At 71.8% G+C, this 21,604-nt stretch carries 16 protein-coding genes; 4 read left to right on the top strand and 12 right to left on the bottom strand.

Annotated elements, in window-relative coordinates; all coding sequences use genetic code 11:
* Positions 1–15: 15 nt before the first annotated feature.
* Positions 16–1,776, bottom strand: coding sequence for an FHA domain-containing protein (locus tag O0S08_RS06750; RefSeq protein ID WP_269038189.1), 1,761 nt, complete (start codon positions 1,774–1,776; stop codon positions 16–18).
* A 172-nt stretch (positions 1,777–1,948) separates the two neighbouring features.
* Here O0S08_RS06750 and O0S08_RS06745 point away from each other — a divergent pair, with 172 nt between their 5' ends.
* Positions 1,949–2,554, top strand: coding sequence for a hypothetical protein (locus O0S08_RS06745; RefSeq protein WP_269038188.1), 606 nt, complete (start codon positions 1,949–1,951; stop codon positions 2,552–2,554).
* A 579-nt stretch (positions 2,555–3,133) separates the two neighbouring features.
* On the opposite strand, the gene O0S08_RS06740 is transcribed toward O0S08_RS06745, so the two are convergent.
* The 8 genes from O0S08_RS06740 to O0S08_RS06705 all read right to left on the bottom strand — a co-directional run bounded on the left by O0S08_RS06740 (position 3,134) and on the right by O0S08_RS06705 (position 13,741).
* A complete protein-coding gene (locus tag O0S08_RS06740; RefSeq protein WP_269038187.1) occupies positions 3,134–4,444 on the bottom strand; it encodes an FG-GAP repeat domain-containing protein in 1,311 nt (436 codons plus the stop codon).
* 36 nt (positions 4,445–4,480) lie between these two features.
* Positions 4,481–6,925: a hypothetical protein gene (locus O0S08_RS06735; RefSeq protein WP_269038186.1), complete on the bottom strand. Its 2,445-nt coding sequence runs from the start codon at positions 6,923–6,925 to the stop codon at positions 4,481–4,483.
* A 229-nt stretch (positions 6,926–7,154) separates the two neighbouring features.
* Positions 7,155–8,102, bottom strand: a complete 948-nt coding sequence (locus tag O0S08_RS06730; RefSeq protein WP_269038185.1) for a hypothetical protein — start codon at positions 8,100–8,102, stop codon at positions 7,155–7,157.
* Entirely contained in the window at positions 8,095–9,462 is a 1,368-nt protein-coding gene (locus O0S08_RS06725) for an FHA domain-containing protein (RefSeq protein WP_269038184.1), read from the bottom strand. The genes O0S08_RS06730 and O0S08_RS06725 overlap by 8 nt, the downstream gene beginning before the upstream one ends.
* Entirely contained in the window at positions 9,459–10,493 is a 1,035-nt protein-coding gene (gene tssG / locus O0S08_RS06720) for a type VI secretion system baseplate subunit TssG (protein WP_269038183.1), read from the bottom strand. Before tssG ends, O0S08_RS06725 begins: the two co-directional genes overlap by 4 nt.
* Positions 10,469–12,199, bottom strand: a complete 1,731-nt coding sequence (gene tssF / locus O0S08_RS06715) for a type VI secretion system baseplate subunit TssF (protein ID WP_269038182.1) — start codon at positions 12,197–12,199, stop codon at positions 10,469–10,471. The genes tssG and tssF overlap by 25 nt, the downstream gene beginning before the upstream one ends.
* A gap of 7 nt (positions 12,200–12,206) precedes the next feature.
* Positions 12,207–12,626 (bottom strand): type VI secretion system baseplate subunit TssE, encoded by a 420-nt coding sequence (tssE, locus tag O0S08_RS06710; protein WP_269038181.1) that lies wholly within the window; start codon positions 12,624–12,626, stop codon positions 12,207–12,209.
* Positions 12,627–13,342: 716 nt separating this feature from the next.
* Positions 13,343–13,741, bottom strand: coding sequence for a DUF6010 family protein (locus O0S08_RS06705; RefSeq protein ID WP_269038180.1), 399 nt, complete (start codon positions 13,739–13,741; stop codon positions 13,343–13,345).
* A gap of 106 nt (positions 13,742–13,847) precedes the next feature.
* Here O0S08_RS06705 and O0S08_RS06700 point away from each other — a divergent pair, with 106 nt between their 5' ends.
* The 3 genes from O0S08_RS06700 to O0S08_RS06690 all read left to right on the top strand — a co-directional run bounded on the left by O0S08_RS06700 (position 13,848) and on the right by O0S08_RS06690 (position 17,974).
* On the top strand, positions 13,848–14,483 hold the full coding sequence (locus O0S08_RS06700) for an RNA polymerase sigma factor (protein ID WP_371879530.1): 636 nt from the start codon (positions 13,848–13,850) through the stop codon (positions 14,481–14,483).
* A 133-nt stretch (positions 14,484–14,616) separates the two neighbouring features.
* Entirely contained in the window at positions 14,617–17,472 is a 2,856-nt protein-coding gene (locus O0S08_RS06695) for a serine/threonine-protein kinase (protein ID WP_269038178.1), read from the top strand.
* 271 nt (positions 17,473–17,743) lie between these two features.
* Entirely contained in the window at positions 17,744–17,974 is a 231-nt protein-coding gene (locus O0S08_RS06690; protein WP_269038177.1) for a hypothetical protein, read from the top strand.
* Positions 17,975–18,130: 156 nt separating this feature from the next.
* On the opposite strand, the gene O0S08_RS06685 is transcribed toward O0S08_RS06690, so the two are convergent.
* From O0S08_RS06685 to O0S08_RS06675, 3 genes are all read right to left on the bottom strand, one after another.
* A complete protein-coding gene (locus O0S08_RS06685; RefSeq protein ID WP_269038176.1) occupies positions 18,131–18,970 on the bottom strand; it encodes a hypothetical protein in 840 nt (279 codons plus the stop codon).
* A gap of 692 nt (positions 18,971–19,662) precedes the next feature.
* A complete protein-coding gene (locus O0S08_RS51225; protein ID WP_371879599.1) occupies positions 19,663–19,971 on the bottom strand; it encodes a con-10 family general stress protein in 309 nt (102 codons plus the stop codon).
* A gap of 619 nt (positions 19,972–20,590) precedes the next feature.
* The gene (locus tag O0S08_RS06675; protein ID WP_269038174.1) at positions 20,591–21,532 is read right to left on the bottom strand and encodes a hypothetical protein; all 942 of its coding nucleotides are present in this window, start codon (positions 21,530–21,532) and stop codon (positions 20,591–20,593) included.
* Between the last annotated feature and the right edge of the window lie 72 nt (positions 21,533–21,604).

The following is a 21,604-nucleotide window of genomic DNA, read 5'->3' as shown; positions in this document are numbered from 1 at the left end:
CAGGGCGCGAGGGCGTCACACGAGCGAGGGTGTGACACCGGTCGACTGCAGCGGCGACTCGTCGTCGGCGCGCGCGAACAGCTCCACGAGATCGCCGCGCCGCAGCTCCGCCACCTGCGCGACGATATCGCGCCCCGACAGCGAGCGACGCAGCGCCACCACCACGTCGAAGCAGCCCGCCACGTAGGCCCGCAGGTGCGCCGGATCGGCGCCCGCCGACGTCAGCGCGAGCGTCGCCTGCATCCGCTCGAGCCCGACCTCGACGCTGTCGGCCGCCAGCACCGCGATCGTCGCCCCGCCAGGACGTCGGGCCGTCGCGCACAGCTCCGCGACCTCGACCCCGCCGAGGTCCTGCACGAACAGGAAGTCGGGTCGCATCCGCGCCGCGCTGCGCACCGCCGCCGTCGGGTCGCGCCCCGCGTCGAGGACGATCGCCCGGCTCGCCAGCCCCGCCGCCACCGGACCGCGGTGGACCGCGACCACCCGGACGTCGCCCGGGAGCTCCATCCCCATCGCCCCGAGCAGCGCGCCCGCGTCGCCGCGGGTCGATGCGCACACAAGGAAATTGAGCCGCTGCCGCAGCGCCGCGGCCAGGAACTCGGCGGCCCCGGGCGACAGCGTCTTGCGCTCGCCGAGCTGCGCCAGCGACAGCGTGTCGCCCGCCGACCGGCTGAGCACGAGGATCGGGCCGGCGGCGGCGATCGGTCGCCCGACCGCGTGCACGGCCACGCCGGCCTCGGTCACCCCGTCGACGATCGGCGCGCTCGCGCTGGTGCGGGTGCCGATCAACCGCTCGAGCGCCAGGCTCACCGCCTGCTCGCACGAGAAGCGGGCCGGGTGCCGCGAGCGCTGCTCGCCGCGGCGGACCTCGATGTGGCTGGCGCCGGCGACCAGCACCTCCGACACCGCGGCATCGGCGAGGATGTCGTCGAGCGGGCCGGTGCCCGCGACCTCCTGCGCCAACCAGTCGATCCACTGCCGGCGCTGGCGGGGGTCGGCCATCGTCAGCGTGCGCTCGACGATCTCCCGCGCGGCCGCGAGCGCGCGCACTCGCGCGCCGGGCCCCGGCGGCTCGCCGAGCAGCGCCTCCGAGGTCTGGCGGAACGCCAGCTCGAGCGCGTCGTCGAGCGTGCGCGGCGGCTCGGGGTCGGGCTCGGTGCGCCGCGGCGCGACCGCGGTGCGGCGCATATCCGCGCCGTAGGGCCGCGCCGGCGCGTCGGCGGCCTGCTCGGGGGAGATCCGGTACGCGCCGCTGCCCGCCGGGCCGACCGGCTCGACCATGCGCACGGGCACGTCCTGCGCCGCGATCGGATCGGCCGGGGTCGGCTCGGCCGAGCCGAGCAAGAGATCCGGCGGCTCGCCCATCGGCTCCGGACCGCCCTGGAACTCGTCGTACTCGGCCGGCTCCGGCGACTCGCCGTAGCCCTGCGGGTCCTCGAAGTCGGGCCCCGCTCCGTACGACTCCTGCACCTCGTGGCCCTCTTCGGCCCGCTCGAAGTGGAGCGTGAACACGCCGATGTCGACCGCGTCGTGCGGCGCGAGCACCACCGGGCCACGCACCATCTCGCCGTTGACGAAGGTGCCGTTGGTCGAGTTGTTGTCGACCAGCACGATGCCCTCTTCGTTCTCGATCACGCGGGCGTGGACGCTCGACACGCGGTTGTTCGGCAACACCACGTGGTTGCGGTCGACGCGACCGACGGTGATCTGCGGCAGCGTGAACTCGTGAACCTCGTCCTGGCTGGAGTCTTGGCGGCGGATCGTGACGCGGATCATCAGTGGTTGCTCCCGCGCGCGCGCGGCGGTCTGCTCGACATGATTGACTCGAGTCGGGCGGGAAGGTAAGGACCCTATGGTACCCATGAGCCAGGTGGAGCGGCACATGAATCTGCGGGCGCCTTCGAACTCCGACCTTCGAGGCAAGCTCGCCTGGTGTCGGCCCCTCGCGGTGCTCCTCCTCACGGCCACGGCGCTGGTCGCGAGCGCATGCGCTCGCCGGCTCGATCTCACTCCGGGCGAGCTCGGACGCATCAAAGAGAAGGACTCCGAGCTCAAGACCCTGCGCGTCGTCCCCAACAAGAAGCTCATCTCGATCTACCGCGAGTCGTCGGTCAATCAGAGCTACGACGTCACCAAACGCAAGATCACCGAGCGCGGCGCCTACCGCCCGCTCGAGCGCATCATCGGCAAGAACACCCCCGGCAAGGTCATCGGCACCACCGAGCAGAACGGCATGCCGGTGCTGTGGGTCAGCTTCGACAACGAGTGCGAAGACACCGCCTGCGCCTACGCCTTCGCCCAGACCGAGCTCGATCTGTACACCCTCATCAAGGTCCCCGACCGCGAGAAGTACGACGAGCCCATCAGCTACCGCCGCAACAACTTCAAGCGCAACCAGCTGCGCTACACCAAGCAGCGCTCGCTCGCCGAGGCCAACGAGGTGTTCGCGGTCGTCCGCAAGTCCGGCAAGGTCCTCACCATCGACCTGCAGATCCGCAAGGACACCTACCGCCCGACCCGCTCCGCCGTCGAGCGCGCCGGCGGCGCCGACTGATCCTGTCCGCGAGGACAGCTCGCTCCCGGCCCGCGCGATCACCTGACCCGCGAGTCAGGTGGCCGCGCGTCTGCGATCGCCCGGACAGTTGCCCGCGGCGACCCTCGCGCGCCAGATCTGCTCCCGCGCCGAAGCGCCCGTCCCGGTCAGGCGGCGAACCCAAGTTCGTCGGTCACGCGTCGTCGCGGCCGGGGCCGCTCCCCGCCCCGCCGCACGCCTCCCCGATCGTCCCCGTCCGTCCGGCCCTCCTCGAGCGAGGCGAGTGTCCTTTGCGACATGTCCGAAGAGACATATTTACTCTTCGACTTGAGCCTCCGCCTCGCCGGGCGAACGAGCGTTGCCCCGTCCGTCCGGTCCTCGGCGGGCGAGGGTGGTGTCTGTCGCTACATGTTCGAAGAGACATGCATGCTCTTCGATCCGAGCCCTCCGCCTCGCCGGGCGAACGAGCGTTGCCCTCGACAGGAGTCGCCGGTCGGCTCGACGTGCAGCTCGTGGGCGCCGCGCCAAACGCCGCCGGAGCTCCCGCCGCGATGAACTTCGACGTCGCCTCGCGCTGCGCTGCTGACCGTGACGCGCCCGTCACGGGTCGACACGGTAGCGATCGATGAACGGCCCGAGGTCGTCCGACTCGTCGTCCTCGGTGCCGCCGTCGTCGAGCCACAACGAGACCAGCAGATCGACCGTGCCGTCGTGCTGCGGGTCGGCGAAGATCCCCGCCGGCTCGAGGTCGAGCTCCAGCTCGACCGCCTCGGCTCCGAGAGTGCGCCCGACCTGCGGGTGCACGATCAGCTTGCGAGCCTTCGGCAGCGCGTACGCCAGCGCCGGGTAGCCGCTCGCGTCGAGGTCGAGCAGCACGAGGTGCACGTAGTAGACAGGGGGGCCGAACGGCGCCTTCGTCTGCGTCGGGCCCGCGTCGGTCCAGGCGGCGACCTGGGTGAACCCGCCGTCCGTCTCGCCGCGCGCGACGGCAAACTCCCCCGGCTGCTGCCCCTGCCCCGCCACGAACTTGGTCGCTGCGCCGGCGAGGTCGACGACTCCGTCGTTATCGACGTCCCGCGCGAGCACCGTGGCCACCATCGGCGGCAACACCGGCGCGTCGGTCAGCGTCCCCGGCTCGAGGACTCCTTGTGCATCGCTGTGGTGGGTCCACACGCGGCCCAGGCCGTCCACGAGCACGAGGTCGTCGCGCTCATCGCCGTCGAGGTCGACGACGACAGTGACGATGTTGCCCTGCGCCGCGAACGGCCGGAGGTCCAGTTCTTGATCGAGCTCCAACAGCTGACCCGGCGGCGCATCGGGCTTCACTCGAAATACGTACGCGCTGCGCAAATTGGTCGCGAACACCAGCTCCGCTCCGCCGTCGCCGTCGAAGTCGGCGAACGCCCCGTCGAAACGGCTCTCCGGGTCGTTCTCGTACTCCAGGTCGAACTCCCAGAAGAGGTACGACTCGTAGTCGAATTGGTAACCGGGCCGGTTGTGCAGCACGATGCCGCCGAACGCGATCGACTGGACATCGGAAGACCAGTACTCGTACTGCATCAGCGTGAGCAAGTCGGTGAGGCCGTCGCGGTCGAAGTCTCGCGCGCTCGCGCGGTAGACCGCATGTTCCAGGCCGTCCTCGCCGAGAAACTCTCCCTGGTGCAGTAGGTCCCACGCCTTGGGACGTTCCTCGACCACCAAGTAACGACCGCCGAGCCCGCCGCCATCGGCGTAATAGTCGCGCCCGCCGTTCCCATCGAAGTCGCCCGCGACGAGCACCCCTGCGCCGAATGCCGCAGGCTTCCGCTCCACCTCCAGACAGACTTCGCCGTCGACCGGGATGCCGTCACCGCAGTGAGGGAACGACGAGGGCGCCGCCTCGTCGCCGCAAGCGACGACAAGGACAAGCATGACCAGCGACCGTCGCGGAGACACCCGGTCACCAACCTAGCGCGCGTGTGGATGCCTGTCCAGGCAACGTCGGCGGCGACGACGGAGGGCCAGCGGCGCGAGACCCAGGAGCCACGCCCCGTTCGCGACACCCGTCGCGCAGCCACAGCCCGCATCGGTTCCGACGCCGCCGCCGCCCGCGGTCGCGCTGTCGGGCGCTGTCTCGCCGCTGCTTCCGTCCGCGCTCGTGCTCGTTCCTGTCGTCGGCGTCTCTCCCGTCGTCGGCGCCTCGAGCGGCTCGCACTGCGACGTATCGAACATGCAGTCCGACTTGCAGCCGAGCGGGCCGCCTGCGAAGCCCAGGTCTTTACATGTCTTTCCAGCCATGTCGTTGTGGTCGCACGCCTCGTCGCCGTCGGCTACGCCGTCGCCGCATAGCCCCGGGCATGGCGACGGCAACGTGTCACAGCTGAGCCCCTCGTGGTGGCACCAGACCGCGCGCCAGCGCGTCGCCAGCACGTCGCCGTACACGCACTGGAGATACATCTCGGCGTCGGTCAGGAACTTGCGGTAGTACGTCGAGTTCCCCAAATTCAGCGTGTAGAGCATCGCCTCGACGCCCGTGGTCGCGCCGAAGGACTCCTCGCCGAACGTGGCGCAGGTGAACGGCGCCCCGGCGTCACAGTCCTGCCCGTGGGTCCACTCCCACCACGCCTGCACCAGCGCCCCCTGCCGATAGCCCGAGCCTTCGCCGCACTTGCCGGTCGGCAGCATCCCGTCTTCCGGCGGCGTGACTCCCGGCTCCGTCGGCCGCTCGTTCAAGAAGCTGCGGATCTGGCTCGGGTTGACGACGCACGTGGGCCCGTGCACGGGCGTCGACACGCCCGAGTTGGCGATCGACGAGACCGCGCCGCACTTGCTGTCGTAGGTCAGCCCCGTGTACAGGCGCCCGATCGCGAAGATACCCAGGAAGTCGGCCACCGTCTCCTTCAGCGCCTCGCTCTCGTCCGTACTGTCGAGCACGCAGGCCTTCTCGCACATCATGTCCCCGGGCCCCGCGCAGCCGCTGCCGACGACGCCGAAGCCGATCGTGTTCGCAAAGCTGAACACATCGACGATGTGGCCGAACTCGTGGAACAAGACATCGATGCTGCGGAAGCTCTCGACGCTGGTGACGATCTTCCCCATTCCCTCGTCGGGCCCCGCTGGTGGGCGATGCGCCGGCAAGTCGGTCCATGGATGTTCGTCGTAAGTACCGGTCGGTACTTCATTGACCTTCACCGCGGGAAAGTAGCTCCCCGCACATCCCGACGCCCCGTCGATGCAGGCCGTGTCGAAGAAGTACACGACCCGCGGTACGAACTCGTCCGGGGGGAAGCCCGATAGAGTTTCCCACAGCGAGTCCCACCGCCCCGCCTTGAACGGCGCGAACAGCCTGAACGTCGCCAGCAGGCGATAGAACGCGTCCTGCAGCGCCGCCGCGCGGGTCTCCTCCGTGATCGGGTCGTCCTTGGTCCCGGGCGGCTGGGCCAGGAACGTCCCGCTCGGGCTCGTCGGCGCGAGCAGCATCGCCTGCTTGTCCGCGATCTCGTGCCCCCGGGCGTCGACCACGGCGACTTCGAGGTTGCCAAGCCGGGTCTGTCCGCACCGGGGCGACGCGCCCGGGTCCTCCTGGCACGCGAGCGGCATGTAGCTCGAGCCGAGCAGAGGTTGCCCGTCCAGGTGCGTCAGGTCGGCGACGAACTGCTTGCCGGCGTCGAAGATGTCGTACGTGTCGCTCTGGAACGTCCGGCTGCGCACCGTCACCGGCTCCGGGTCGAGCAGCGACGACGAAGAGTTGAAGGAGATGTCGAGCATCCCGCCGTCGGCGGCGCTCACGGTCATCACGCCGACGTCCTGCCCGTTCTTCAGCAGGCGCATCCGGTGGGCCATCGTCTCGATCTCGACGATCGCTACCAATTCCGGCTCGGCGACGGACCACGCCACCGGCTCGACCTCGTCGTCCTGCTGCAACCCCGCAAGCAGCTGCTCCGCCGCCGCGAGCGCCTCGCTCTGCGAGATCGGCGAGTCCCACCCGGCATAGACGTCGCGCGCGTCGGCGATCGCCCCGTGGACCGCGATCACGCCGTGCGCCGGCGAGAGGGTCAACGTCACCGTCTCGCCCGCCCCCATGACCTCGACCTCGCGGTACTTCTGCTCGAGCCGGATCGTCGACAGCGACCCGAACGTCCGCGGTGACATCGGCCACGGTGTGAGGCCCGCCAGCGGCGAAACGTCGGGCATCTGCGTCAAGCCGGCGACGCCAGGGTGCTCGCGCAGCCAGCGCTTGAACTCGTCCACCACCGCATCGACCCCCGCGGACACGGGCACTGCGATCGGCGCCCCTCGCCGCAGCCAGCCGACCGGCGCCCCGGTGCCGTGCACGAACACCTCGGTGCAACAACCCGCGCCGGGGCTGCACGGAGCGTCGCACTGCAGATCGGGCGCCTGGGCCTCGATCACCCTCGATACCGCCTCACCGGCGACCCCGTCACAACCCACGATTCCCGCGACCGCGAGCGCAACCCCGCAAATACCCGTCGTCGAACCAACCTTCGGCATATCCGCCTCCTGTGCCCCATTCGGGACACAGGAGTGGAGCACTCGTTATCCACCCCGGCCAACCTGCCCTCGTTGCGTTCCCACGCGAACTCGCGTTGGGTGTCCGCGACTCGCGTCGCCGGTCCTCGAGCTATTCGCCGGCGGGCACCTGGTTCATGTTCTCGGCGCGCGTGCGGGTCCAGGCGCTGCGGGGGGCGATGAAGACCCCGTCCCTGAACACCAGCGGGCGCTTCTCGGCGGCGTCGATGCGCTCCTCGCAGGGCGTCGCGGTGTTCTTGGGGTCGCAGTCCTTGCTGCGGATCGTCTCGTCGACGATCGGCACGCCCTTCTCGAACTTGAGCAGGCGGACCAGGTCGTAGCGGCGGATCCACCCGTCCTTGAGGGTCAGCTCGAAGTGGTCGGACAGGACGAAGCGGGCCGGGCCGATGTCGACGCCGTCCTCGATCATCGGCGCGCTGACGAAGCGCTGGTCGACCAGCGGCAGCAGCTGGGCCTCGCGCGAGCACTTGCCGGTGGCCTGGTCCTTGGGACAGATCTCGCTCTCGACCACCAGCACCTTGGCGTCGGGGCCGAGCGGCTCCAGGCGCAGGCGGGCGCGCTGGGCCGGGGCCTGCACGCTGCCGATCCCGCGGACCTCGAGGCCGCGCTCGACCCACCGGACCAGCGCGACCGGGCCGAGCGCGTCGCCGTTGCCGAGGTCCTGGATCCGCGCCCACACCAGCAGCGCGCCGTCCTCGCCCTGCGTGAACGTGACGTCGCCGTCGCCGAGGCGGCGCTTGTCGAGCGGGCGCGCGGCGGCCCGTGGGTCGTCCTTGAGGTTCTCGGGCCAGGTCACCTCGATCGGCCGGCCGCTGCACTCGCGCGGCTCGTCGGGCGGCTCCATGGCCATGCGGTTGAAGTTGCGGACCAGCACCGAGTACCACACGTCGACCGGCAGGGTCTGGGTGTCGGCCTCGCTGGCGCGCTCGGCCGCCACCATCGACGGGCAGATCGGCAGGTCGCGCTCCTTCGGCTTGCAGGCGCCGGCGGCGAGGAGCAGCGCCGTCCCGGCGAACATCGTCATCATCGACCTACGCATCTTCGTCCTCCTCGGCCTCTTCGTTCGCCTGCACGCGGATCCCGGCGCGCGCGAGCTCCTCCCGGATCGCCCGCCCGGCCGAGCTGCGGAACACCCGACCCAGGCCCTCGTCGCCGTCGCCGAACACCGACTCGTAGCGCTCCTCGAAGCGGCGCCACAGCGCCCCCGCGCGGGTCGGCCACGCCGCGGTCACCGAGCGCTCGATCTCCCGCGGCGACAGCGTCTCGCCGACCTTCTGCCCGCCGCCCACCGCCCCGCGCAGCGCCCCGCGCAGGTGGGCCATCGCCGCCGCGAACACCTCCGCCAGCAGGTGCGACCGCTCCTCGCGGGTGGCTCGCCAGTCGAGCAGGTAGCGCAGCAGGTCGTTGTCCGACTCGGCGATCAGCAGCGGGTTGTCCTCGCCCTCGATGCGCACCCCGAGCTCGCCGCCCTGGCGGTGCATCAGCTCCTGCAGCTCGACGGTCGCGACCGCGAAGGCCCGCAGCGCGGCGACGCAGCGGTCGAGGAAGCGGCGGGTCTCGTCGACGTTGCCGGGCGGGCGCAGGCCCTCGAGCACCTGCTCGGCCGCCTGGGCGACCGCGCCGAGCTCGGCCTGCTGGTAGAACTCGGCGCCGCCCTGGTCGAGCGCGGCCGGGCCCTCGCTACCTGTCCCGAAGGACAGGGGCGGGAACTCGCGCTGCAGCAGCAGCGCCTCGCCGCGGTCGCGCCCCGTCGACAGCTCGGCCAGCGCCGCCGCGAAGGCCGCGTCCCAGGCCGAGTGGCCCTCGCGGAGCTTCTCGTACAGCGGCCGCAGGCGGAGGATCGCCTGGTGCAGCCGCGACAGGTTCATCTGCTGCGTGCCGCCCTCGGGCATCAGCGACGGCGGCTCGTCGCCGTCGCCGAGCTCGCCCTGCGCCGACCGGCGGTCGCGCATGTGCAGCTCGTCGGGCGGCGTCGGCCCGGGCGCGGACCCGCGGGGTCGGGCGCCGCGCGGAGCTGGCTCTTCGAGCAGGTCCGGCGGGCCCTCCTGTTGCTGCTGCTGCTGGGCGCCCTCGACCTTGTGTTCGAACAGCAGCTCGACCGGGCCGATGGCGATCTTGATGCGGCCGCGGACCTCGACGCGGCCGCCGGAGGCGACTCGCTGGCCGTCGACGCTGAGGCCGTTGGCGCCGCCGAGGTCCTCGACGCGGGCGCCGCGGGCGTCGAACTTGGCGACCGCGTGCCACGACGACACGAACTTGTACGGCAGGTGGAGCTCGTTGCCGGGGTCACGGCCGATCCGCACCGGGCCGCGCTGGAACTCGTGGCGCTTCGAGCGGTGCTCCTCGGTGTCGATCACCGTGACGACCAGGCTGAACTTCGGGACCTGTCCTTTATTCACGCAGCCCCCTCGCGCCGCTTGCCCATCGGCACCGCCATCCGGGTGGTGAGGCCGGCTTGCTTGCTGCGGGCCAGCCACAGATCGTCGGCCAGCCGGCGCTCGCCGAGGCGGGCCGGCGGGTAGGTCATGTCCTGGATCTCGAGGATCATGTCGAGGTGGAGCGGCTCGTCGAGGAAGGTGTCGAGCACCTCGGCGGCGCGCTCGTAGGCGCGGCCGCCGGGCGTGAACTCCTTGTAGTTGTCGCCCGACAGCGGGCCGACGACGACGCGCGCGGCGCCGGAGCGGTGCATCACGCTGGTGCCGAGCACCGAGGTCGCGCCGACGGCGGCCGTGCCTCCGCCGAGGCGCGACCACTCGGCCGGGTCGATCGGCATCCACTCGCCGGTGAACGGCTCGCAGCGGATCGCCGCGGTGCCGAGGCAATCATCGAGCGCGATCCGCAGCGCCGCCTCGAGCATCTGCGGCGAGCGCACCCCCGACGCCAGCACCGGCGCCAGGCGCAGCAGCTGGCCGATCGACAGCGCCCGCGCCCGCTCGCCGACCCCCAGCAGCGCCAGCACGCGCAGCGTCCACGGGTCCTTGCCGTCCTCGCGGAAGCCGCCCGGGTAGTCGAGCTGACGCACCCCGCGGTACAGGAGGCTGAGCAAGCGGTGGTGGAACAGGCCGAGCACGCCGCGCATGACCTCGCCGTGGTCGTCGTCGCGATCTGCCTCTTCGGCCATGTGCAGCGGCAGCGGCGTGGCTGCGCCGGTGAGGCCGAAGAAGTCGGCGACGAGGCGGGCGCGCAGGCCGTCGGGGCCGCGCTCGAGCGCGACCGACTCGACCTCGGCGCGCAGGAACCCGAGCCCCGGCGCGTGGCCGAGCAGCACCCGCTCGTCCTGGAAGCGCTCGCCGGCCCCGAGCTCGCCGCCGCGGGTGGCGGCCGTCAGCACGTCGACGGCGGTGAAGAAGTCGACCAGACCTGGCGCTTCGGCCAGGCGCTCGGCCCACGACTCCGCCGTCTCCTTTACAGGCCGATCTGCACGGGCCACGCGAACTCCGCCTTGGAGGGGACGAGGGTGATGACGACCTCGCTGGCCGCGTTGAGGCTGACGAGCGAGCCGAACAGGGCGTTGAGCACCCCGCCGAACACGAACGCGTTGCCGGCCGAGGGGAAGCCGGTCTCGTCGAGCTCGATGCGGGTGCGGACCGCCCGGATCGGGATGCCGTAGACCAGGCGCGTCACCGTCTCGCGCTGCAGCCGGCGGACCGCCTCGATCTGGCGCTCGTTGCCGCGGCCGATCTGCACGTTGCCGAGGCCCTGGAGGTTGTAGAGCCCGAGCAACGCGCGCAGCGCCTCGACCTCGACCAGGCCGCGCTGGCCGATCGCCAGATGCGACAGCATGCGCCACAGCGCCTCGGAGCCGAGCGGCACGCGGATCGGCGCGGTCACCTGGGTGATGTTCTCGTAGCCGCGGAACATCGCGCCCGGGGTGGTCTCGGTGATCTGGCCCGGCTGCAGCTCGCGCGGCAGGCCGCGGTTGGTGCACACCAGCTCGATCGACACCGACTCCTCCTGCGTCGGCGCCGAGCCGGCCGGCTCGTCGAGCGTGATGTACGTGTCGACGCCGTCGTCGATCGCCTCGACCCGGCGCAGCGAGTAGTGGGGCGTCGAGCGGGCCGCGCCGGCGTGGGTGAAGCGGTAGAACGGCAGGAACGAGCGCCGCGTGTTGGTCGCGCGGCCGACCCCGGTCACCCCGCGGACCTCGTAGATCTCCATGTGCCTGGGGTCGACGCCGTCGGCGCGCAGCAGGTGCTCGCGCTCGAGCGGCGAGTACTGCACCGGCTCGGCCGCGACCTCGAACAGGTTGACCGCGGGCGTGCAGTGGAGGCGGAACGTGTCCTTGCCGACCTGGGTCGGCAGCGGCGGCGGCCGCTCGAACTCGAGGCGGAGCGTCAGCTCGTTGGTGGTGAGCTTGACCTTCTCGAGGCCGAGGAGGTCGAAGAAGTGGTACTTCTCGGGCAGCGTGAAGTACTCGAGGATCGCGCGGTAGCCGGTCGGCGCGGTGTCGGGCCACGGGAACACCGCCGTGTCGCGCGACAGCCCGACCAGCTCGACCGCCTTGGCGCCCAGCTGGACCGTCCCGCCCTCGCCCTCGCCGGTCTTCGCGGTCGCCCCGGTGAAGTGGCGCGACAGCCACATCATCAGCGTCGCCGGCAGCGACGGCTCGCGGTGGTGGAGGAAGAACCGCAGGCGCTCGCACTCGGCCAGCACGCCCTTGCCGGTCTCCGACAGCCGCAGGGTGATGCGGATCGCCGGGCGAGCCGCCACCGAGTCGTCGAGCGACGCGTCGACCACCTCGACCGGCGCCAGGTCGACGTCCCAGCACGTGCGGAACTTGCAGGCTGTCCCTTCGACCAGGCGAGACTGCAGCACCCGCCCCTTCGCCACCTTGTGGCGGTTCCGCAGCGCCCGCATGTTGGGCTGGAACTCGACGATCGTGGCCGCCGGCAGCGGCCGCAGGTAGTGCGGCAGCAGCAGCTCGGCGAGCCCGTGGACGATGCTCGGCGCCACCGCGTCCATGCGCGCGCGGATGCCTGCGGCCTGGAACGCGAACGCCTCGATCAGCCGCTCGACGTCCGGGTCGCTGCTGCGCTCCTTGAGCAGGCCGGCGGTGGCGGGGTTGGCCTCGGCGAACGCGCGCGCCATCTCGGTGATGAACGCGAGCTCGCTCTTGTAGTAGTGCGAAAAGCTCATCGACGCCTCACCGCCCCGAGACCTGGATCTTGCCGGTCGACGTCATCTCGGTGCGCACGCGGAACACCCCGCGCTGGGCCCCGCTGGCCAGCCGGGCCGACACCTCGAACGCGATCATCAGCGTGTCGCCGCTCGGGACCGGGTGGACCGAGACGTTGCGCAGACGCGGCTCGTACTTGAGGATCGTCGCGCGGATGCTCTGCTGCAGCACCTGCGTCGCCTCGGGGAAGTTGTGGACGACGTCGGCGAAGTCGACGATCCCGAAGTCGGGCGCCGACAGCGACTCGCCGGAGCGCGTGTTGAGCAGCTCCTGCAGGTGCGTCACGATCGACTCGAGCTCGCCGATCCGCTGCCCGCCCGTCGACAGCCGCGCCAGCAACCCGCGGCGCGGCGCTCTCGGGCCCGACCCCTGGCTCGTGGAATTCATCGGCCTGCTCGCTCCCCCCGTGCGCGCGACGCCGCGCCTCCCGGCCCGGCGGACTGCGACGATAGCAGGCGGGCGGGGCCGTGGACCAGACGCCACCCGCGTCGCTCCTCCGCGCGTGCGCGCGCATGCGAGCGCGCGCGGCGGACGCCCGCCCACATCACATGACCGATCGGACAGGATTGATCGGACATCCGCCAGCCCGGGGCCGAGCCGACGCTGCGCCGCGACTCTGGAGAACTCGCAGGGGCGCGGGCCCGCCCCGATCTGCGTCCGCGCGTCCTCGCGGCGACGACGCGGACGCGGCGGCGCGCCTCGGCGGGGCGTCCCTGCGGATCTCCTCGCGCACGCGGCCTCGCGCCTCGGCCCGGGGCGAGGGCCGCGCTGGTGCGGGTCCACTGCTTCGCCGCCGCGATCTCGGCCGGGGTCCGCGGGTCGTACGTCGGCGTCGCGATGGCCGACCAGCCGGCCGCCACCAGCAGGGCGACGATCTCGGCCGCCTCCGCGTCGCTCGTGCCGCGCTGCGCCGCCTCCCACACCGGCCGGGCAGGCGTCGGGCGTGACCCCGTGGCCCAGCGCAGCCTTCACGAACGCCTGGCCGCGGCCGACCAGCGCGCAGCGGCGGCGCGACGGCTCGCGGGGAGCCCTCCGCTCCCGCGGCTCTTCGTTTCAACATGTCCGAAAGGACACATAACATGTCCGAAAGGACATCCGGTGATTCAGCGCCGCCGCGGCCCCAGCGTCGGCGCCCCGTAGTAGAACCACACCGCCAGCAGCGCGTCCGTGACCGCGCACTGGGCCGACGACGTCGGCAAGAACGGCATGATCGGCCGACCCCACAGGTGATGCGCCACGTCCCAGCCGACGTGCATCAGCCAGGCCGCGGCGATCCAGCGGTACGACGCGAGCCCGCGCCAGGCCGCGTAGGTGGCCCCCGCGACGTACACGAACTCCCACCCGCCGAGGCCGCCGCTCAGATAGGCCGAGCCCGCGCCGGCGACGAAGATCGCCATGAACTGGCGGCGCGTCGGCTCGCGCAGCCGCGAGACCAGCAGCACGAACGCGAAGGCGACCGCGACCGCGAGGGCCGCGTCCTGAACCGTGAAGTCGTCGGTCATCGCCGCCAGAGTGCTCCCCGGGCCGGTTCGAGTGCCAGCCGCGCCGGCGCCAACGATCGCCCGGTTTCGGCCACGGTTGACGGCCGGCGGCGAACCTCTACTCTCGATGCTGGTGGATCCGGCCTCCGACCGCGAGCTCGTCGACGCCTGGCGCAGGGGCGACCGCGCGGCCGGCCACGCCCTGTTCGACCGCTACTACGAGCCCGTCGCCCGCTTCTTCTTCAACAAGGTCGACGGCGACGTCGCCCGCGACCTGATCCAGCGGACCTTCCTCGGCTGCATCGAGGGCCTGCCGAACTTCCGCGGCGACGGCGAGTTCCGCAGCTGGTTGTTCGGCATCGCCTACCGCCAGCTGTGCCGCCACTACCGCGGCCGCGCGGGCGAGCGGGCGGTCGTCGACTTCGAGCAGCTGTCGGTCGCCGACTGGCAGCCGTCGCCGAGCCAGCACGCCGCGTCGGGCCAGGAGCTGCGGCTCCTGCTCGCCGCGCTGCAGCGGTTGCCGCTCGACTATCAGGTCGTGCTCGAGCTGCACTACTGGGAGAGCATGACCACCGACGAGATCGCGGCGGCGCTCGAGCTGCCGCCGGGCACCGCGCGCTCGCGGGTGCGACGCGGCCGGCAGCTGCTCGAGGACAGCCTCGCCGCCGCAGCGGCGACCCCCAACCTCATCGAGAGCACTCTGGCCGGGCTCGAGCGGTGGATCGCCGCCGTCCGCGCGCACGTGCGCGGGGCCGGCAGATGAGCGCGGACGCGCCCGCCCGGGCCCTGAAAAAAAATCGCCGCGACCTTAAGCAAGACCGCCTGCTCGCGGAACCACCGCGCCGGAGACCGACATGGCCCTGGCAGCGACTTCCCAGCAGCGACTTCTTCTCGAGATGGCCGACGTGACCGCGCACGACCCGCGCGACCTGTCCGGCGAGCACGACGCCGAGCCCGCGCCGCGCCTGCCGCGGCCCGACCTCGCCAGCGACCCCGGGCATCAGGTCCACAAGGCCGCCCTCGCGGCCGAGCTGTTCGATCTGCCGGCCGAGGTGGTGCGCGTCGCTCACTACCGGATCCACCGCCGCCTCGGGCAGGGCAGCATGGGCACGGTCTACCTCGCCGACGACGATCGGCTCGGGCGGCAGGTCGCACTCAAGCTGCTCCACGAGGAGCAGCACCAGCCGCGGCTGCACCGCGAGGCGCACGCGCTGGCCCGCCTGTCGCACCCCAACATCGTCCAGGTGTTCGAGGTCGGCAGCACCGGCGGCCGCGAGTTCGTGGCGATGGAGTACGTGCCCGGCCGGACCTTGCACGCCTGGCTGCGCGACAACCCGCGGCCGAGGCCGTGGCGGCAGGTGCTGGCGATGCTCCTCGACGCCGGGCGCGGCCTTCAGGCGGTGCACGCCGCCGGCCTCGTGCACCGCGACTTCAAGCCGAGCAACGTCCTCCTCGGTGAGGACGGCCGCGCCCGCGTGCTCGACTTCGGCCTGGCCCGCTCGTTCGCCGACGGCGACGACGCCCGCGCGGACGGCCCGCTCGGCGAGCAGCCGCTGACCGCCCTGACCCAGACCGGCATCGTCGTCGGCACCCCGGCGTACATGGCCCTCGAGCAATTCCGCGACCACGTCTACGACGCCCGCGGCGACCAGTTCAGCTTCTGCGTCACCCTGTTCGAGGCGCTCCACGGCGTGCGCCCCTACGACGGCCCGACGATCGCCGACCTCTATCGCGCCCTCGAGCGCGGCCGGCCCATCGATCCGCCCGCAGGCTCGCGCGTGCCCGCGTGGCTGCACGCCGCGGTCGTCCGCGGCCTCGCCCGCGACCCCGGCGCGCGCTGGCCGTCGATGGCCGCCCTGCTCGCCGAGCTCGGCCGCGACCGCGACGGCGCGCGCCGCCGATGGATCGCCGGGACCCTCGTCGGCGCCTCCGCGCTGGTCCTCGGCCTGCTCGCCCCGCTCGCCCAGCAGCACCGCCACCAGCGCGCCTGCGAGGCCGCGGCCGACGCCGAGCTCGCCGAGCTGTGGGGGCCCGAGGACCGCGCCGCGTTCCTGCGCAAGCGTGGCATCACCGCTGCGCAGCCGCTGGGCCCCGAGCTCGCTCTCCTCGACCACCAGCTCGACTTCGAGGCCGAGGCGTGGCGAGACCGCCGCGTCGAGGCCTGCGTCCGCCCGCCGTCGCGTGTGTCCGAAGCGCCATGGCTGCAAGGACAGATGCAGCGCTGCTTCGACGCCGCCCGCCGCGACCTCGAGACCGACCTGGCGGTCGCCGGCGAGCTGCCGTCGTCGCGCCAGCTCCACCACTTCTTCTACCTGCCGCGCCCCGAACGCTGCCTCGATCCCGGCCACCTCACGGCCACCACCTGGTCGGACGATCCGGCGGTGCAGCGCCACGAGCAGGTCGTCCGCGCCCAGCTCCTCCGCGCCGAGCAGGCCGCCGCCGCCGACGACCTCGCGACCGCCGAGAGTCGCTTCACCGCGGCGGTCGCGGCCGCCTCCGCCGGCGAGACCGCGCTCGCGCTGGCCGGCCGCGAGGGGCTCGCGCGCGGGCGATTCGCGGCCGGCCACCGACGCCGGGCCTGGCAGGCCCTCGAGGAGGCCTTCACTGCCGCCGCGGCCGCGTCGGTCAAGATCCCTGCCTACGGACTCGGCGCGACCGACCTGCAGATCCTTCTCGGCGCCGCCGGCGGTGCCCCGCGCCAGAGCCACCTGGCTCTGCTCGAGAACCGCGAGGCTCTGCCCGGGCGCAACCTGCTCGAGCACGTGCGCCGGGCGTCGTTCGCCTCCCAGGAGAGTCCATTGTGGCGCAACGAGCCCCTCGGCGTCGGCTCGGACCTGGCGCGCCTGCTGCTCACGCCGTACGCCGTCACCGCCGAGGCGTGGCTCGAGCTCGGCGACTACGAGCTCGCCGAGGACGCCGCCCGCCACGCCCTGGCGCTCACCGCCGCCCACTCGCGACGCCCAGCAGTCACCCTCGACCTCGCCATCGTCCTGGCCCGCACCTACGTCGGCCTGGGTCTGGCAGACCGCGCCGAGGAGGCCCTGGTGGCCGCCCGCACGCTCCTCCGCGGCACCTCCGACCCGGCCGCGCACAACCGCCGCGGCTGGCTGCAGCTCGCGTTCGTCGAGCTCCGCCTGGCCCGCGGCGACCGCGACGGCGCGGCCCGCGAGCTCGCGGAGCTCGAGGACATGTCCAAAGAGTCATCCGATCTCGACGACCGCTTCGCCCCCGCGCTCGCCCACGTCCGCGGCCGCCTGCTGGCCGCGAGCGACGATCGCGGCGGCGCCGCCCGCGAGCTCGCCCGCGCCCGCGAAGGCCTGGCCGGCAGCCACGGCCTCGCCCGCCTGCGCCTGGCCGACGTGCTGTTGGACGAGGCCCGCCTCGCCCTGGCCGAGGGCCGCTACCCCGACGCCGAGGCCCACCTGCGCGAGGCCCTGCGCGAGCGCGAGGCGCTGGTGGGTCCCGATCACGTCTCGCAGCTGACGACCGTCGCCCTGCTCGGCCTCACCCACCACGCTCTCGGCGACCTCGCGGCCGCGCGCGACGACCTCGCCCGGGCCCGCGACCTCCTCGACGCCCGCCTCGCCGCCGCGCGAGCCCGCGAGGCCTGGCCCGATTCGCTCCCCCGCGCGCTCGCCCAGCTCGAGCGAGCGCCCGACCACGGCTGGGCCTTCCGTCCTGTCCGCACCGATTCGGAAATGCGCGATCGGGAGCTTCACCGGCTCGCCGCGCTGCTCGACGCCAATCCCTGATGCGGGGCCCGATCGGAGGGGGTACGAATCGATCGTATCCTCGCCGACACTGAACCATGCACTGCAATGAATGCGATGACCCTCGCCCGAACTATTCATCTCTACTTCGCGAGCCTCGTCCTGCTCGCCGGCTGCGGCGACGGCAGATCCGGCGACACCGACACGTCCGCTCCGCTTCCGGCCGGCTGCGAGTGCGAGCCGGGCGACCCTTGCGACACGCCGCTGTGTACAGCGGTGAGAACGTGATCGACCCGGCGTTCGAGGCCGCGCCATGACCCGCACCCTCGAGGCCCTGCGCGATCGCAGGATCGGGAGCGTGCGGTGGGAGGAGCGGCTCTGCGAGACCGACGCGTACCCGCTGTTCGTGTCGCTGGGTGACGGCACCGCCCGTCGCACCACCGGCGGGTCGCTGGATCTGTGCCAGTGGAACACCGAGGAGGTGATCGTCGGCCCGCTCGCCGAGCCGGCGGTGTTCGACGCCTGCCGGCCGAGACCGACGTGAGCGAGCGAATCGACCGCTTCAGAAATGCGGTCACCGAGGAGACCCCAGTGTGCCAGGAGGGCGATTACGCGTGCAGCGAATGACCGCTCGCGGCTGCCCTTCGTGAACTCTCACGAATGAAGTCACGCCGCCGGTCGCCTCGGCGGCGCTACGCGCTCAGGCGGCCCGCCCGCGGCGGCGACCGAACAGCCCCCTGACCAGGATCCCGTAGCGGCGGGACGCCAGCCCGGAGAGCCGGCGCGTCCCCGAGCTGGAGCTGTCATCGGGCTCGTCGTCGGGCGGATCGGTATCGTTGGCCGCGGCGAGGAGCTTCACCACCGCCGGCACCTCGTCCGGCGCCGCGATCTCCGCGATCTCCGGCGCCGCCTCCAAATCTCGCGCGGGCGCGTCGAGCTGCCACCATTCACTGTTCTCGGCCTCCACCGCCTCGACCACCGAATCCTCGTCGGCGACCGCTCCGCCCGGCGCGTACCATTCGTCCGCCGCGTACGCTTCGTCCGCCGCGTACGCTTCGCCCGCCGCGTACGCTTCGTCCGCCGCGTACGCTTCGTCCGCCGCGTAAGATTCGTCCGCCACGTACGATTCGTCCTCCGCGTACTCTTCGTCCTCCTCCTCGCAGTCGATCTCTACGATATCCTCGAAGTCCAGGACTTCCTCCGGCTCGCTCACGTCCTGGGCCCACACCGCCTCGTACACTCGCATGTCGGTGCTGCGGATCGTGAACTGCGTCTTCTGCCACTTGCCACGCGTGTCGGACAGCGCCACCGTGATGTCGACCTGGTCGAACAGCTCGCCCAGATCGAACAGCGCCGCGAACTCCTCCGCGGCCTGTCGCGCGCTGTCGCACAGCAGGTACTTCTCGATCGGCCAACTCGCGGCCGAGACCCGGTAGTACCGCGCACGCTTCATGTCTGGCTCAGTCATGTCTTCTCTCCGATGTCGAGGTGTACAAACGGATCCTTGATCGGGGCGCGTCCTTCGCCGGCGAGCGCGCATGGAGGGCACACTTCGCGCGATCAAGAAATCGTTGGAATCATCGCAGCACGGCCTGTCTCATCGAGCTGCACTTTGACACATTTCAATTGTGGCCCAGACTTGTCAAGTCATTCTTTGCACTGGTGCCCAAAAATCAGCGGCCGCGGCGCCCACTACGCATTCGCGCACCGACCGCCGACTCGTAGCACCGCCCTGGTGCCCACAAACAAGGCCTCACGGCCCTGAATGTCGGACGGGGTGCGCGCAAGACCTCGATCGCACGAGGATGAAATCGACCACGAATGCACCGGTCACGCGTCCGACATTCTCGCGCCTCGTGACCTGCGTGAAATCGCCGCTGCAACGGGTTTCACCTGCCCGCGCGAGCGAGCGGAGCTCCCCCGGCGAGTCTACGCCGAGAGCGTCCTCTCGATCGTCCGCGGCGCTCGCTCCCGGTACGAGCACCTCGATTCACTGCAGCACGGACGCACGATTGACTCCGGCAAGGAGCGCCCACGGCCCGCGGACGTCCAGGCGAGTGATGTCCGCACTGCCTCGACGTCGCGGGCCACGGGCCGCCCTGGTGAATGGCGCGCGCGAATCGACCACTCGAGCGAACGAACACGCAGCGCTCCTCCCTGAGACGCCGTCGTGACAGGCGGGCGCTCGCCCCGGATACCGGGACGAGCGCGTCCGTCGTTCGCCGCGATCGATCAACGCCGATCGCCGCGGCCGCCCTGGCCCTGGTTCTGGCCCTGCTGGGACCGGGACCGCCGCGAATCGTCGTCGTCGCGCTCGCTGCGGGTGCCCTCGTCGCGGCGCTGGTTCTGACCGCCGCCGTGCGAGGCCTGACCGCCCTTGGCCCCGATCTCGGCCATGTGCTCGCGGTCCTGGCTCACAGCCTCGCCGCCCTTGCGACCGGCCTCGCGCGCCTCCTCGGACGTGAACTCGTGCGCGGTGCCCTTCTCGTGCGCGACCCGGCCGCCCATGCTGGCGATCTCGCGCTGCTTGTCCTCGTCCATGCCGGCGAAGCCACGGCCGTCGCCGCGGCTCTGGTCCCGATTCTGGTCGCGGTTCTGGTTCTTGTTGTCGCTGTTGTTTGCCATGACGTCTGTCTCGCTTTCCGTGCTTGGTGTGTGTCTTTTTTTTAAAAGGATCGAGCCGTCGACGGCCCGGCGCGTCGCCACCGGACGGGGCGCCGCGAATCGTGGCAGCGGCGAAACCATTCGCCGTACTGCACCTCGTCGCGGCCGACCGTCGTTCGGTGGGCCCGCGAGCATGGTGAGCGGAAACGCGAGACGGGCAAGTCCGACGAGTCATGATCCGCTCGAAATCGCCTGCGACGCCACTCTGCGACCCTGAACACGAACTGTCCTCAGCAGAGGCCGCCCCTGGCAAAACCCTTGCTCCCCGCCAGGGCGTCCCGCCGCGGGCCCTCAGCGCAAAGGGCGCTCAGTCGGCGGCCCCGCGCATTCTCTTTGAAGAGAGCGAGAACAAGAGCTCCGAGTATTTCCTTGCGGCGCACGAGGCTCCATCGGCGCCGCTCCCACGCGGTCCGCGGCCGCGACCTCGCCGCCGCTGCAGTCGGCCGCTCGCCCGCGGCCCCTCCATTTCGCCTGCAGCTCAGCCCGGCTGCGCCGCTCACGGCCCGCCGTTGGCGGTCCAGCCGGCCAGGATCCCGTGGTCCTCGAGCGTGGTCGAGCGGTACACGGACACGTGCGTCCAGGTGTCGTGGCCGCTGCCCTGGTACGCGACGCCGTCGGTGCTCCACCCGGAGGAGTCCGACCAGTAGCGGACATTGACGCCGTCGTACGAGCCGATCACCTCGGCGATGCCCTTGATCTCGTCGCTGGCGATGTTGGCGATCAGCCACTTGAGCCAGTCGCGCGAGGCGGGCCAGTCCATGCCGATGTCGATCGCCGCCGCGTGCCATTCACACACCGGCACGTTGGCCGGGCCCTCGAGCGAATAATCGTCGGCGGGCAGGTTGGCGGCCGGCACGTGAAAGCCGTAGGTGTGATTGGCGTCGCCGCAGATGCCGAGGAACGAGCCGCCGATGGTCGCCAGCCGCTGCTTCTCGATCAGCAGCGCCGGCGGGGCCGTGCACGGCGGTTCGCAGGCGTCGTCGACGTCGTAGCCGCACACCCCGGCGATGCACAGCAGCGCGCCGCAGCAGTCCTCGCCGTTCGGCGTCGCGCATCCGATCCCCTCCTGCCCGCAGCACACCTGCCCGAGCGACGTCGTGCCGCACTCGAGGCCGGCACAGCACTCCGCGCCGTCGGTGCACGGCGCGGTCGCGGCCAGGCACATCGGCCCGCCGGAGCCCGTGCTGCTGACCTCCTCCATCGTCGTCGTCGGCTCGGCCGCGCCGGTGCTGCCGGGTCCGCTCGTCGTCACTCCGCCGCTGCTGCTGCTGCTGCCGGGGCCGCTGCCGGAGCTCGTCTCGTCGGTGTCGCCCGGCGTCGAAGCATCGCCGGTCGGGCCCGCGCCCGTCGCGTTCGGGCCGGGCATCGTGGCAGTCAAGGGGTTGCCGGTGTCGGCGCAGGCGCTCGCCAGGACCGTGGCAAACAAGAGCCTCTTCATGAGTCACCTCCACGCGCAGGAGACCACGAAAAGCCGCCACCTGCCCAGAGGCCTCGCGCACCCCTGCGACGC

Origin of the sequence: Nannocystis punicea, from assembly GCF_026965555.1 — a bacterium.
In the GTDB taxonomy this organism is placed as follows: Bacteria; Myxococcota_A; Polyangia; order Nannocystales; family Nannocystaceae; genus Nannocystis; species Nannocystis punicea.
This window is presented reverse-complemented; position numbering and strand designations above follow the sequence as displayed.